Origin of the sequence: Paenibacillus sp. FSL R5-0486, assembly GCF_037975155.1 — a bacterium.
Taxonomy (GTDB): domain Bacteria; phylum Bacillota; class Bacilli; order Paenibacillales; family Paenibacillaceae; genus Paenibacillus; species Paenibacillus amylolyticus.
Window position 1 is genome coordinate 6,517,757 of the sequence record NZ_CP150237.1, and the last position, 15,591, is coordinate 6,533,347.

8 protein-coding genes are annotated in these 15,591 nt (G+C 41.9%); all 8 read right to left on the reverse strand.

What is annotated here, in order from left to right; all coding sequences use genetic code 11:
* Positions 1-6 precede the first annotated feature (6 nt).
* The gene (locus MKY01_RS28895) at positions 7-900 is read right to left on the reverse strand and encodes a hypothetical protein (protein WP_339284467.1); all 894 of its coding nucleotides are present in this window, start codon (positions 898-900) and stop codon (positions 7-9) included.
* 317 nt (positions 901-1,217) lie between these two features.
* Complete coding sequence (locus tag MKY01_RS28900; protein WP_339284469.1) at positions 1,218-4,856, reverse strand: S-layer homology domain-containing protein; 3,639 nt, start codon at positions 4,854-4,856, stop codon at positions 1,218-1,220.
* Positions 4,857-5,374: 518 nt separating this feature from the next.
* Entirely contained in the window at positions 5,375-5,716 is a 342-nt protein-coding gene (locus MKY01_RS28905) for a hypothetical protein (protein WP_036612519.1), read from the reverse strand.
* 206 nt (positions 5,717-5,922) lie between these two features.
* On the reverse strand, positions 5,923-9,585 hold the full coding sequence (locus tag MKY01_RS28910) for an S-layer homology domain-containing protein (RefSeq protein WP_339284471.1): 3,663 nt from the start codon (positions 9,583-9,585) through the stop codon (positions 5,923-5,925).
* Between the two features lie 455 nt (positions 9,586-10,040).
* A complete protein-coding gene (locus MKY01_RS28915; RefSeq protein WP_036667762.1) occupies positions 10,041-11,168 on the reverse strand; it encodes an MraY family glycosyltransferase in 1,128 nt (375 codons plus the stop codon).
* A gap of 378 nt (positions 11,169-11,546) precedes the next feature.
* Positions 11,547-12,308 (reverse strand): WecB/TagA/CpsF family glycosyltransferase, encoded by a 762-nt coding sequence (locus MKY01_RS28920; RefSeq protein WP_076254027.1) that lies wholly within the window; start codon positions 12,306-12,308, stop codon positions 11,547-11,549.
* A 7-nt stretch (positions 12,309-12,315) separates the two neighbouring features.
* On the reverse strand, positions 12,316-13,497 hold the full coding sequence (gene csaB, locus MKY01_RS28925; protein WP_339284473.1) for a polysaccharide pyruvyl transferase CsaB: 1,182 nt from the start codon (positions 13,495-13,497) through the stop codon (positions 12,316-12,318).
* Positions 13,473-15,494, reverse strand: a complete 2,022-nt coding sequence (locus MKY01_RS28930; protein ID WP_339284475.1) for a DUF5693 family protein — start codon at positions 15,492-15,494, stop codon at positions 13,473-13,475. The genes csaB and MKY01_RS28930 overlap by 25 nt, the downstream gene beginning before the upstream one ends.
* Between the last annotated feature and the right edge of the window lie 97 nt (positions 15,495-15,591).

Genomic DNA, 15,591 nt, shown 5'->3' on the forward strand with positions numbered 1-15,591 from the left:
TTTTTATTACTCTATTACCTGAACATTTCTAGTTGTTGTGAAGACTTCTGACTGTGAAGCTGGGATTCCATTGGCACGAATGAAACTAGAATCCTTAACTTGAACCGCATATTCATCCGTGTAATCTGCTAGAAAAGTGACAATAATACTATTGCCCTCAACTACTGTGGTGTAATCGATCATTGGAATTAATATAGGAACGTTCAATTGGGACAGTTTCCTGATAATCAAGTCATTTGCATATAGTTCTTGATTAGTTGTATCAAGGTCTTGTGTAAATGGTATTTCGATCTGTTTGTTGATTTGGGGAATTTTTGTTCCAACTTCAAGGCTAACCTTCGGGAGCTCTGTATTCACATGTGTGTTTCGTGTTGTAATGTACGTCTCTGACTGTGATGCTGCGTTGCCATTTGCGCGAATAAATAGAGAATCTCTAACTTGTACAGCATATTCATCTGTATAATCTACTAAGAAAGATACAATAATTCTCTTTCCTTCAACAACTGTAGTGTAGTCGATCATTGGAATCAACGTTGGTGTATTTGTTTTTCCAAGTTGTCTGATCACTAGGTCATATGCATATTGTTCTTGATTAACTGTATCCAATGCTTGTGTAAATGGTATTTCTATCTGCTTATTAATTTGGGGAATTTTCGTTCCAATTTGGAGATTTACTTCTAATGCATCGACGTTAACATTTTCTGCATTTGGTTTATTCTTTGATGCGATCTTACTCACAGAATAGGTTCTTGCTATGTTCTCAGATATCCTCAAGGTTGTACAACTATGTAATGAATCGTCCAATACGCTATTCGTATTCGCAGCTGCTTCGATAACTCCACTTGAACTGATCAACAACATGCTTGCCAACAAAGTCGTCACGGCATTTTTATTATCCATTTCCAAACCTCCCATAAGTTGCTTGTTGCTTTATAGTATAAACGTTTGAGAGGGAAAGAAAGTTACGATATTGTTGGTTTTAGCGTATCTTCACTTGTGCTCCGTACTCGTCTGTATAACTAGATCTTGTTACCTTTAAGTCCAATTTGACCCTAGTCATATTAAAATCATATTCATAATTTACTATCACATCAGCTTCATAAGCTTCTCTTATTTAATGTGTATTTAGTAATTTCACTTTATAATTCATTTCTTATAACAACCTAATAACACAAAAAAACCAGAGAACTAGGTTCTCTGGTTTTACTTTGTGAAGATTAGTTATTGATGACAGTGTTGATTGTGTGAACTTTACCAGCTTTATCAGTCACAGAAACTACAGCTGCTGAACCACCAGTGATGGTGTCAGATCCCGTTTCTACTGCAAACATAACTACAGGGCTGTTATTTGTTGCACTAAAGTCACTAGTAACGGATACATTATAAGTTTTAGAACCGATAGTTACTTTAGGTGCCAATTCAGCTTCTGTAACCGCAGTTGAAGTATTGAACGCACTGCCATTGATTGTCAATTTAATTTTACCATCAATTGCAGCCGCACCATCAGCAAGGTTTACAGGTGTAGAAGCAGTTACTGTTGGAGCAACATATTGTGTAGTACCTGCATCAGCAGTTACATCAGTCAGAGTTGTGTTGATTGCAGCTTTGATAGCTTGAACAGCATCAGCATTTGCAACATCTTGAGCAACAGTTACTAAGATGGCATTGCCAGTTTTAACAGCAGTTACACCACCAGTTGCACCGCCTTGTACAAAGCTAACAGTGAAAGCATTTCCTGCAGTTCCACCAAGAACTGAAGTCAGTTTAACACCATTAGTATCAACAGTAGATTTTACTGCTGCTTTGTAAGGTGTAACTTGAGTTGCAGTTACAGCTGTAGCGGAAGTTGCGCTTGATGGAGCTGTAACATTGTAGACATCAGAGTTAGCAACTTTAACAGCTGCTCCACTAGTGTCTGTTCCAGTTCCAGTTCCTTTTGCTGCAAGGTATTTAGCATCTTTAACTTGAACAGAGATTGGCTTGTTAAGAACAGAATCCTTTTTCAGAACCACTTGAAGCACATTTTCTGTACCAGTTTTAATATTAACAGAATAATCAGCATTTGGTGTCAAAGCTGGAATATCGTCAGTTGACAGATCTTTAATAACGATATCGTTAGCAATATCTGTTGCCACTGCGCCAGTAACTACACCAAGTTGGCTGTTGAAAGCAATCTCAAACGTTTGAGTTGCAGGCGTTCCAGTGCTTGCAGGACGAACACTATCAACAGAAGTAACACGAGGAGCAACAGTATTGCTCACTGGCATATTAACATTGCTTGTCAAGTTACTTCTACCATTTGAATAAGTCTCAAGAGAGTTATTCGCAAACAATGTGATAAATCCACCATTAACTGCATCAGCAGTTTTCAGTGTAACTTTTGTATCATCGATGCTAACGGATGTTGGGTAAACACCGTTGATTTGGAAGTCACTGATATTAGCATTAGCTACTACTTGATTGAATTTCAATTCAAAAGTTTTAGCATCTTTTTGTACTGCACCAGTGAATTTAAGTTGATTGTCTGTAGCAGATTTCAAACCACTGCTAGAGAGAGATACAACTTGACCAGTTTTAGATTTCAAACCTGTAGTCCATACAGCTGACACAGAACCAGATGGTCCAAATGTCACCTTAGTTCCATCAATCGTTTCTGGGAATTGAAGAACCACGGATTTACCACCGTTTACTGGGTTAACAGTAACTTCACTTGGAATTGCAATATTTTGTGCATTTGCACCTGTTTTTGCAAAATTGATATAGTAGTTAGATTTAGTACCCAGTGTTGCCAGATCCATTTCACGTCCAAAATTCAATGTGAGTTTGCGTGAAACTTCATTGTAATCTGTGGAAGTGATTTCTGGATTTGTAACATCACTTGCTACGAAAGTACCATTGTACTCTACCAGAGTGTTTCTCAATGCAGTTAGATCCTCAATATCTGCCACTTTCAAGTTGTAAGTTCCAGTAGCAAGTGTGTTAAAGAATTTAACATCGAAGATTTTATTTGAAGAGTCCACTGCGACTACACTGCTCACAGGAATTACTACATCACCTTTTTTAACAGTGAAGTATTTTTTATCAGTTGCGTTTACTGCTTTGTCAAAACGTACAGTCAATGTGTTTGTACGATCACCGAAAGTTGTTTCAACCACTTGTGGACGAACCAAGTCAACTGTAGCGTTGATTTTGTGTTCTTTCACAGCGTTAACGTTACCGGAGTAGTCTTTCACTTCTACGAACAAAGTGGACTCATATCCTGGCAAACGATTAGCAGAAGAGAATTGAACTTCGTATACATTGGAAGCAATTTGTGTTACAGTACCAGTCTTTTTGCTATCACCATTCTTCCAGTAGAAGCTGTCGTTAGTTACAGAAGCTGGATCGATCTCTTCATCGAAAGTTACAGTTACTTTTTCCAAAGTAGCGGAGATTTCAGTCACTTTAGGACCTTCAGTGTCAACAGCTACAGTGAAATCAGTAGTCGCTGCCAAAGATTTCAAACCAGCGAAGTCTTCAACCAAAGAAGTTGTCAATTTGTGTGCACCTTCGGAGATTGTTCCTGTGTAATCACGCAGGATCACTTCACGTTGGTTAGCACCTGGAGTTACAGATCCAACAAACGCTTTGTCATCCAATTGGAAGTTGCTGCTTGTAGGAGCAACGATTGGCTCAGAGAAAGTTACTTTGATAACTTTAGTTCCCAAAGCTTTAACTTCTGTTACTGTAGGCAGTACATTGTCAGCAGATGTGAAGGAAACTTCACCTTGTGGCAATACAGTACCTGTAGAAGATTTCACGTTTTTAACAACTACTTTGTAAGTTGTTCCTTGCGTGAATTTGCTGGATTCGTTCAACAACAGGCGAGCTGTTTTACCGTCAGCCAACAAAGTGATGGATTTGATTCCTTTGGAATTGCTATCCACAGAGTAGTTGTTTTTGTCAGTTGCAGTAGCTTTATCTACTTTACCATCAAAAGCAACGTCAACTTCTTTCAAGTTAACAGAAGAAGCGGATTGTACTTTTGTTGCAGCTTCTACAACATAAGTAACTTTTTCAGTGAAAGATTTTTCTTTGTAAGTAAATTTCACTTCAGTTTCTTTGTTAGCTTCAAGAGCTTTATCCAAAGTAACTTTTACAGTTTCGCCGTCGCTGATTTTGAATTCAACAACTTTTCCACCCTCAGTTACTGTGTAAGAAGATACTTTCAAGCTTTGTGCTTCGTCAATTGCGTAAGCAGCGCCTACAAGCAATTCACGGGAAGCGTTAGCTGTGAAGTTAGTGTTCGCATCAACCAAACCAGCGTTGATTGCTGCTTGAACATAACCTTTAGCCCAAGCTGGAGCAGTGTTGTTTGTTTCAGCTGGGATTTCAAGATCCAATGCACGAGTCAGGATTGTAGCCATCTCGGACACAGTCACTTTACCGTTGAAGTCGAAGATTTTCTTCTCAACGTTTTTACCTTCCATGATACCAGCAGCAGTTACTGCTTCGATGTAAGGTACAGCCCAGTTTTTAGCTGTGTAGTTTTTGTCAGTGTAAGAAAGAGTTCCAGTGATCTCTTTCAGACCCAGCAATTTAGTGATAACTTTTGCAAACTCAGCGCGAGTCATGTCTTTGTCAAGACCTGCTGTACCATCCGGATAACCGTTGAAGATACCTTTTGCTTTCAATGCATCAAACTGTTGTTGCGGGGAAACTGCTGTGTCACCGAATGCTACAGATGCAAACATTGAGAATGCCATTGCTGTAGACAATGCTACGGATAAAATTTTCTTCATAACCTTTTTTTCTCCTCCTTGGGCGTTCATAACATTTGAATTTTCTTTTTTAATAGGGTCGCTCGTATTCCTCATATATTGTTGCACCCCCTTTCCAGAGTTGTGAGCAAGTTAATATAAATGATGTCTGTGAGCATATCACAGAAACTTGTAAACTAGTTTGTAAAACAGAATCACACGTAAATAGAGTAGTTTCCTAATCCTACCTTACGTATTATACAATGGGTCTCTCGTGCCGTAAAGCAATTTTTTCTAAAAAATAGACAAGATTCTTCACGAGGTCATTCTTGGTAACAGGCCCAATGTTTTCGACTCTACACTTTAAACGCAGTAGATTTCAAAAAGTTGCGGATTGCACAAAAAAAGTTTTGATTTTTTTTATGTATAGGTACAGTGCGGGTATTGAAGCCAATCAAAACCTTTTCAAACCATTGATACACCAGTGAATTTGGAATTGTGATCTCTGGTTTGTCTGTGCTACCAACGTTTATTTATACCCGCAACTTCAACCTATGAAGCGACAAAATTCACAAAAAATAAAATAAAAAAGCACCCCTTTTGGGATGCTTTTGGTGCAGTTCTGGAAATATAAGTTATTTAATCTTCATCGCGAGTTCAATAATCTGAGCACGCATATTTGGATCACTGTTCAATCTCAGATACATATCGTCAATTGGTTGTCTGTTCTCACGGTACGTTTTCTCATGCTTCATCGTCGTGTGAGACCATTCAATCAACTCATTCTCAGCCAGAACCAGATTGTTATACGCATCATGGAAGCCAGTGGACTGTACAAGCCCTTCCATAACTTCCTGAGAGATCTCCTGAGTCTTGCGTGTATCTTCCAACTTCTTCTCCAGAATGACTGCCTGCTTCTCAAACTGTGTCTTTGCCTTCATGTAGCCCAGCTGGGCTTTCGAATAAATCGGTTTCATTAGCTAACTTCACCCTCTAGATCATTGTGTATTTACCGTTATTGTATCTTAAACTCTAGCAAATTACAAAAATAGTTATTGGTAAAAATTCTGTTTCTTCTATTATAAAAGTACTCTATGTCAATTCATTGACAGCCATGAAAAGGACCTGCCCCTTTAGAGTAAGGGACAGGTCCTTCCTAAATTGATTCCATGTATCAAATGAATTAACTCAAAGTTTTAGGGAATAATCCTGTGCTCTTTTTGAGCAATTCCACAGCAATCTTCGCTGCTTCTGCGCGAGTCATGTTCCCCTTTGGATTGAATTGATACGAAGGTTTCTTAGCCCCTGGAACAGTCACAGGGCTTCCTTCCATGATCTTCGCTTTTGTCACTGCTTGTACAGCTGGACGAGCATAATACTCAATTGAAGATGAATCCAGGAACGACTTACCTAGCGCTGAAGATAACTTGCTATCATTGGCCGCAAGTTTCGCGTTCATTGCACGTGCAATCATAACAGCCGCTTCTTCTCTGGAAACTGGTAATTGTGGCTGGAAGAATCCATCACTGCGTCCTTGTACAATCCCCACACGCGCTGCTGTCTCAATGGCTTCATAGCTCCAAATCTCAGCTCCAGTGCCTTTCCCTACGTCACTGAACGTTTGTTTGGTTGGATTTATCAATGGAATATCCATTCCCTTAACCAACAATGTTGCGAATTCCCCACGTGTTGTTTGATCATCTGCACCGAATGAATTACTCTTCAACGGCTTCATCAGCCCTTTGGAATACATCGCATTTAGTACATTTCTTGCCCATGGATGATTCGTGATATCCGAATAACTTCTGCTCTGCTTCATGACTTTGTAATAACCAAACTCATTAAACGGTACAGTAATCGTATGCTTCTTCGTATCTACTTTACCACCAATGGATACCCAGTTACCTGGATTTGTTTTATCTGAGTATTTGTAAACCGTAATTGTAGATCCTACATCATCTACAATAGATGGATCATAATTCAGAGTTAATGTTCCCCGCTGTGAAGGTGTCAGGATACGTTCTGCAGCATAATTAGTAAATGTCCCTTCTACGCTATAAGGAGCTAGACCGTTTGTACCAGGTTTGTATCCATTGTCGCTTTTGTTACCTAGCTCTCCTAAGCCACCATTGATCCAGTAGATATCCGAAATCAGTGCAAAATCACCTGTACTTAAAGTAGATGCGAAATTACCAGAAATCGTTGGAGACACTTGTATTGGTGTTTTTTGAACATTGGTACCTCTTTCATCCGAATCAACGCCGATTGAATTTCCATAATCATTAATTCGCTCTACAATACCTTTTGCTGGTTCTGCAATACCAAACAAAAGTTTGTTGTTAGGATAAAATTTCGTGATTCCTATCGAGTTCTCCGACTGAAGAACCGTCCCTTTAGGGAAGGACAACGTTAATTCTTTATTGAACACCGTGTATTTATTGGCTACTTTAGGAGCCATATACTGCGAATCTGTTGTAACCGCACTGGTGTAATACACAGTTACCGTATCATTCGTAGTCCCACCAGCACGCGTAATGCTAATCTTGATTTTGTTTTCTTTGTCGGCCTTCAATCCCACATAATCCAGTATGAAACGATTGTTATAGTCAGGCCGTTTAACCGCTGCTTCTTTACCAATAAGAACCTCCGTTGCTCCCTCTGCCTCGATATCGAACCGGATAAAGTTTTTATTTACGACAATTTGATTACCTACTGTTGGCTGAGGTGCAACAATTCGATAGGACGCAGGTTCACGGACAATCTCGATTCTCTGTGTAGAGCGGGCACCTGTACTATTAATTAATTCGAGTGTATAAACTTGGGTTCCCGGTGCATCGAACTTCAAACCGCGAATCCTCGCAATAAACTGATCTTCATTACCCGCAAAGTCAGAGCCAGTTGTTTCTCCTCCAACTGATCCACTGTTGATGATATCCAGAACCGGTGTTGTATTAACGGTTTTGCTGAAGATCACTTTTGATCCAGATGTCACATTAATGTTCTGTGCACCACTACCTCGGAATACCAAATCATATTCTTTTTCACTTGTTACGTATTTGTTATCTTTGAGCACAAAGTCTGGAGTGACGGCAAAGATTTTAGTCAGTTCATCTTCCGAATATGTCGATACTGTGTTTTTATCAAAAACACTTCTGGAGTCTTTAGGAATCAATGTAGGCATGAATGTAGAAATCGTTGAATTATTCGTATCCACTACATTAATTTTCAAAATCGTGGATATCGTTCTCGGTAGCCCACCCGCATCTTCTTCAATAGCCCGTATTTCGATAGTGTTCTCTCCATAATAGATAGGACCATTTCTCTGAATCGGTAGACTGAAGTTGAAGTCTTTAGTTTTAGGGAAAGCAAGAACTGGATCTTTCACCATACTTACATCTGTCGTTGCCTTTAATTGACCATTTACAATCAACTCAGCCTTGAGATCAGTCAAGGACTTAAAACCAAGTAGTTCCCCTTTAAGAGTCAGGTTTTGTGTGCCTTTAGATGAGTCAAATGTATATGTTCTACCATTCTGTAGGCTCTCTACATAGATCGAACTGATTGTAGCATAAGTCAGCTCAACAACTTTTGAGAGTTCTGGTGAAACATTCGTTCCAAATGAGAAGCGGATCTGTTGTTTACCGCTCGCAAGCTTCTTAATAACGTATACTTTTTGATTGGACTCTAAGCCACTAGCAGCCGGAGTGCCAGTATATTCTGTAATATCAAGCTCATTAGCCCCTGAAGGCAGATATACAGCTTTTAGCGTCTTTGTGATTGGTCTGCTGGACTCAACTAATATAAATACTTCATCATCCTGCAACATTGTTCCGTTAATTGGAACCTTGGAGTCGATAACTCCACCCTTGTAATTAGGTAGGTAGTAAATGTTAGTAATATCCTGTGCATCCGATGAATATACGTAATTCGCTGCATATTCTGCACTGAATGTTCCTTGGGTTACGTTAACTTTAAGGATTTGATTTTTCGCTATTATGGAACCATCAGGTGTTAAATCATAGGTTGGAACCCCTTGAAACTTAACCATTCTGTATTTCACAGATTTCCCGTCGGGACCTGTAATTAGTTTCTCTTCAGTTACCGTAACATCATAATCGTCAAAGGTTGTTTTTCCTCCAGGTTGTATTGTTACTTTTCCATCTGTAGCAAAATTATTACTACCTTCCTCATACGGAATCAATACTTCACCAGATAATGTTGCAGTTGTCTTATCTGGATCTGTGAACGTTGCCGGTTCGCTTCTGCTCAATACCGATTTCGTCTCACTACCGATATTTACATTAAGTTGAACGAACGGCTTAGTTTTATCAAAATAATAAACCACACGCTCTGTTTCGATCTGATTTGCTTCACTTACAATTTTGAACTTCAATATATTTTTTCCTGGCAACAATTTCATTTGTGCCGCAAAAAAGCTTCCATCTGGCCGTACAGGTGTATCAATGTCGTCCTTACCATTAACAGACACGATAACTTGAGTTGCATTCTTTACATTACCTTGAAAATCTACCCGTTCTGTGTCAACTACAGTCTCTGTACCTTCATTTAAATTGTAAGCTACACTACCTCCCTCAGCTGAAGGATCTGTGAAAAGAGTGAAATTTTCAATGAATGGGGCAGGATCATACAAAACATAGAATGTGTCTGAGCTTTCCACGGTACTCTGTCCTTGTGTCCCGATAAATGTAACTTTGTTAAATCCGGAAAACAAACCTACACTATTTGCTGTAAAACGATTGTTACCATTGTCAGTTATTGCAGTCGTAGTTGTACGTGTTTCATCAACTTTCCATTCTTGGACAGCTCCAGTCTGAGCAAGATTCAACTGCTCCACCTTCACTTTAAGCGATGTTCCATTAACCATAGCAAATGTGCCTGTTATCGTTAATGATGACGTTGGGCTTTTATACACATTATCCCGAGTGATAAACTCACCTTTGTTAGAAACTAACGAAAGTCTAGAGCTTTCACGAATCGTTCGATCGGATGGCGTAAAATAAGTCGTAAATGAATCCGCAGCCGAAGCAACGGAACCACCGAATAGACCTTGTGGGAACAATGAGAACACCATGGTGACCAACATGATCCAGACCAACGGCCGTTTCTTTTGTTGCATTAAATATCATCTCTCCTCTTTTAAGTCAGTTACCTTTATATATCGGCAAAAGGTTCCAATTATTTAGTAAAAATCTCAAAATAAACAAAAAACCTTATCCACAAGGGATAAGGTTGGGTCTGGAATAATATTCAAGAATAACTGTAACCATTACATTTATCTATTTATGATTTCGAACGGGTCTCCGGATTCAGCTTAACGCGCATGCGCATCAGGAAGTTAATAACCGGTCTTCTCGTTTTGCTAACAAGTCCGATAACTTCTGCTCCCACTTGGAGGAAGAACATCATGATACAGATGACCACAAATGTTACCCAATTCGCTTCAAACATGGCAGCAGAAGATTGGATAATCGCCAGAACTCCGAAGAATGCGGCAATTCCATAAATGATCAGTACCGTCTGACGGTGACTGAATCCAAGTTCACGCAAGCAGTGATGCAGGTGACCTTTATCCGGTGCGAAAATCGGTTTCCGTTGTACCGCACGACGGATAATCGCGAAGAAGGTATCCGAGAGCGGCACACCGATAATGATCAGCGGTGTAATAAAGGACACGATAGCAATTTGTTTGAATCCCAGCATGGACAGCATTGCCAGAGAGAAACCAAGGAATAGTGATCCGGTATCCCCCATGAAGATCTTGGCCGGGTGGAAGTTGAAGAACAGGAATCCGATAATACTACCCAGCAATACAAGACACATCAAGGCAATCATCATGTTACCCATGAGGAATGACATTACGGCAATGGTACCAATTGCAATACCAGATACACCGGCTGCCAGACCATCCAGACCATCAATCAGGTTAATCGCATTCGTTACACCAACGATCCAGAAGATCGTCAGCGGTATGGATACCCAAGCTTCGAGTGAAGAGTAGGAATCCTGAAACGGAATGTTAACGAAATCTACCCGGATATTAAATCCGAATACAACGACAGAAGCAGCAACGATCTGACCAAGCAGCTTCACTTTGGCCGATAGTTCAAACCGATCATCGAGTGCGCCGATCAGTACAATAATTGTTCCACCAATCAGAAACGCGCTGACAAAACTCATATCCCGAGTCGTGAACCATGCCGATACAAACGGAAGCAATGCAGCCACTGTAATAATAAAGGCCAGGAATATCCCCAGACCACCAAGACGAGGCATGATCCGTGTGTGTACTTTACGTGCATTCGGCGTATCCATTGCGCCAATGCGGACTGCGAACTTTTTGACAAGTGGTGTCAGGGCAAGAGCCAGTCCCATTGACACGATAAATCCAATGATAAAGATCGCTACCATTTGAACATTCGACCCCCAATTATAATACCTGTACGAAATTATAAATCCCCTGATCTCTTTTTATATATAAAAATTATTTGTTAGTCACTTTTGATGAAAAATGCAATTTGCACCAGAACGGAGAGGGCAGAAATAACCTGTAGAAGCGAAGCGTTCGCCTTTATCGCGGGATTTCAACCTTGTAAAGGTGGATAAAAGAAATCCAGAGATAACAGCGATCAAAAGGTTATTCTGACATCGAAGTGGCCGTATGCAACAACTTCCGTTTTTCATGGAGTGGCACACATGTAATCCGGAATGAATTATACGCTCATCACACCCGAAAAGCCATCCTCAATTTCTAGCAAAAACACGCATTTATCTCGCAATTACCTGTTTTTAACGGACTTTCGTCACGTTTTCTTTGTCACGCATCACCTTAACAGCGAATTTCGGAAGCGCAAGCATCCGGCCAGCCCGGCTTGGTTCACGCAATAAGCGATAGAACCACTCCAGTCTTAACTTTTGGAACAGGACAGGCGCACGTTTGGTTTTACCCGAAATCACATCAAAGCTTCCGCCAACGCCCATGGTTACGGGAACCTGCAGTGCATCTTTGTGCTTGTGAATCCACGGTTCTTGGGTGTCCGCCCCACGTGCTACAAACAACAGATCAGGTGCCGCTTCCCGAATGGAAGCGATGACCTGTTCATCCTCAGCCGGACCAAAATAACCGTCGCGATAACCCACAATTCGAATCGCCGGATATTGCTGTTGTAACCGAACTGCCGTTTCTTGAATCACCTCAGGGGTGGAACCCAGCAGATATACGCCCCATCGATAGTTTTCTCCAACACGCAGCAATTCATGTAAAAGCTCAAAACCCGGCACTCGCTCAGCTACAGGATCTCCACAATAGTTTGCAGCCCATACGACACCTGTTCCATCAGGAACAATCAATTCCGCAGCTTGCATAACTTCCATAATTGCGGGATTTTCCAATGCGGCCATAACCATAATGGGATTGGCTGTAATGACCTGATGTGGTGTCTGTTTGGACAGCACAGCTTCCTGGAGAACCTTTACCGTTTCTTTCATCGTCAGTTTGGAAAAAGGAATGCCGTAGATCGAAACGGTAGGTATTGATCCGGTCTGACTCATCTTTATCTCATCCTTTGCGGCCTAAATAGTTAATAATCTGCTGTGCAGGCACTCTGGCTTCCTGCTTCAGTTGGGTGATGCCTTCTTCATGTTCCTTCAACCACTGTGAACGTTGATCCAGCAGTCCAACAACAGTCTTGGCGAGTTTATCTCCATCGAGTGTATCCGTATTTCCTGCTGGTTCACTGTCCAGACGAAGCAGGAATTGATCAATTTTCGGATCATACGAGATACCCACCGGAGGCACATATTGCGAAGCTGCATAGATCAGACTGTGCAGACGCATACCGATGACGAGATCACACTTGCTGACTTCCTCCAGCATAAGCTGAGGATCGGTCATATCCTGTGTGATGCTAATCTCACTGCCTTTACTGGTCACATCACCGAGCATTTCCATAAGGAATCGTGAAGCCTGTTCATCAACTGGCAAATGAAATGGTAGAAAACGCAAGTGCACGGCTCTTTTGGAGCACAGCTTTTTCAATCCGGCGGCAATAGCCGTAAGTTCCTTCCGGTCTGACTCCCAAAAACGTACCGAAACGCCGATCACAGGAAGCTTCGTATGTCCTCCAGTTGAAGGTTCCACTCGATTAGCCTGGTTAGCAGCATCTGCTGAAGTAGCGCCAGCTACAGCCTTCGAATTTGTTTCAGGTAATGGCAAGCCCATTACTGGGTCGGGTACAACATGGATCTGATTCCACTGTAACCCGAGCCCACGCAGGTAGTCTGCAGATTGTTCATCCCGAACGGATACATAGGTGCAGGCCTTAAAGACCGATTTGATCATCGGATTAAAAATTTTACGATTCACAGGACCAATCCCCTGTGCATAGATAAACGTTGGTTTTTTCAGCCACTGGGCCAGCTTGATTACACCCAGATAATAAGGAATGGATTTCAGTCCAGTTGCATCCTGCAATAGACTTCCTCCGCCACTGATTAACCCGTCGCTCTCCTTGAGTGCTTCACGGACTTCCTTCAATTTCATGCGATGCACGGAGCGCACACCGTACATGGCGGTTGTCGACTCGGGATCACCTGAGAGAACAATAGGTTCAATGGTTATGTTCGACCTTTGGCTTTCCTCTTCCAGCGCTGTCAAAATCGACTTTAGCACCGCTTCGTCTCCGCTATTGCGGAATCCGTAATACCCCGAGATGACTAACTTTTGAGAAGTGGTGACCATTTTTTCCAACATCCTTCCGCTACTTGCCACACACCCACAGCAATGATACCGAAGATTAAGCCAAGTCCCAATCCCATCACTCCACGAATGAGTGACAATACAGCCGGCGTATGGATATGCGCGAACGTATCCACCATGGACAACTGTCCAATCGCTGCAATAATGAGCACAAAGATGACTTTACGATATTTTAAAGCGGCGAACACGCCAACGATAAACAGCGGGTGTCCCAGCATAAATTCTTTGAATCTCGGACGTACACCGAACGTATCTTCCAACACAACACGAAGGAACATCTCGAATGGTGTTACCGAACCCGAGTTGCCTGTACGGCTCAAATAGTAATATCCAACAACGGCAGCAACAAGTCCCAGCACAACCATCACAACGGTAATCGGTGTACGAAGAATATTCTTAATTTGTTTAATAGAGAACGATCCCGCACCCCGGTAAAACACAATATAGATCGCCACCAGTGCCATCGGTGCAAAGTGCAACAGACTCACGCCGCGGAACTGGTTAATCACCAGACTGTACGTAATACTGTTAAGCAATGCGATGACAAAAGGTACCGCCAGGAATGACAGAATCGAAGTTCTTACATATAAAACTAATGTCTGTTTCAAACGACGACCCGCAGATGCGTCGGGTTGACGCTGTTGCTGATAGTTCACTGTACGAACGGCCAGCACCATCGCTATGGTCGGCGCGGCGATTGCCACAAGCAAGGCGATTCCTTGCTCCAGCAGCATTGGTTTCAAGAGGAACAATCCTGCACTGCCCACCAAAGCGACCACAAATGCGATCAAGGTCAGTAGCGGGATAAAATAAGAAACCATAAGTGCAATCATGGCAATTGCACCAACAAGAGCAACCAGCTTGGCATAACGCTGAATCGAAGAATCCTTAACTGTAAATGCCTCAGCTTGTCCTAGCTCGAATCCATGCTTCGCCATGCGTTCTACGGCATGACCCGGCTCACCCAGGCTATTGATCAGATTCTCAATTGGATCTGTAATCATGGCCTTTGCTGTATTCCGGCTTGGTGATGCATTCATATAGAGCATACGAATGTTGCGATCCTTGGTTGCGAGAACAAAACGGTCAGCAATCGTGTCTACGTCCAGATTGGCATCTCCATCACTAAGCGAGTACAGACGCGTAACGTTGTAATCCGTTTTATACGCAAGAGTCTGGAAACCAGACTGTGGTTTCTTCAAGTTCTCGATGGCTGCAAGACCAATATTGTGCTTGTTCAGCAACTGTGCGAATTGGTCGAGACTTTTCATCTCTGCATTATCATTGTACCCTTTCACAGCATCACCATCAAACAAGATGCGCTTTACGCCATTCTCTTCGAAGAAGGTAAGCAAGCGCTCCATCGATTCTTGGCTGTATGGCACACTGTCCGAGATCCGCGGCAAAATGTAGAAACCTTTATCACGCAGCATCTTCACGGCAACCGGATCGGGTTGCAAAGGCTGCATGTTGGCATTCTCCGGAGGAGTCTGCAATATTAAGCCGCTACGACCTTCATATTCCCATGGTACTACCGGAATCTGCCGATCAGCGAACGTTTGTTCAATAATAGGGGTATACGTCTGTGCGTTTTCCTCTGATGTAAATAACACATACGTGTAATTTGCATTAGAAGGGATCACATCTTTGGTCAGGTTCGCGAGATCCTGGCCGTTATATACCATTAGTCGGCGTGTCTTTCTCAGCTCGTCCAATGTACTTTCGAACACAGCCATCGTTGTTACGCCTGCGTCTTTTAGACGAGTCAATTGTTCATTCATGAAATCTTGCGGATGTGCCTGATAGGCGGAAATATCCAGCAGACCTCGATAGTTGAAGACAAGCTCCACCTTTTTGGCAGAAGATTCTGTCTGCACCCGATCACTGATTACAGGGATGGACGCAACCAGACCGATGATAACGACGAGCCACAACCACTTCCGAGAAGCGTTATTCCAATAAAGCCATTTTTGACGCACTACATGTACCTCCTCAAGTGTTGGAACCAAATGCACGTTCAGCTCAAGTAATTCGTTCATTTAACATTCATACAATAGGTTACAAACAGCTTGTGTC

Excerpts from the sequence above, each read along its gene's own strand:
- MKY01_RS28905 (WP_036612519.1), bottom strand. The coding sequence starts at position 5,716 with ATGAAACCGATTTATTCGAAAGCCCAGCTGGGCTACATGAAGGCAAAG.
- MKY01_RS28900 (WP_339284469.1), bottom strand. The coding sequence starts at position 4,856 with ATGAGGAATACGAGCGACCCTATTAAAAAAGAAAATTCAAATGTTATG.
- csaB (WP_339284473.1), bottom strand. The coding sequence starts at position 13,497 with ATGGTCACCACTTCTCAAAAGTTAGTCATCTCGGGGTATTACGGATTC.
- MKY01_RS28915 (WP_036667762.1), bottom strand. The coding sequence starts at position 11,168 with ATGGTAGCGATCTTTATCATTGGATTTATCGTGTCAATGGGACTGGCT.
- MKY01_RS28895 (WP_339284467.1), bottom strand. The coding sequence starts at position 900 with ATGGATAATAAAAATGCCGTGACGACTTTGTTGGCAAGCATGTTGTTG.
- MKY01_RS28920 (WP_076254027.1), bottom strand. The coding sequence starts at position 12,308 with ATGAGTCAGACCGGATCAATACCTACCGTTTCGATCTACGGCATTCCT.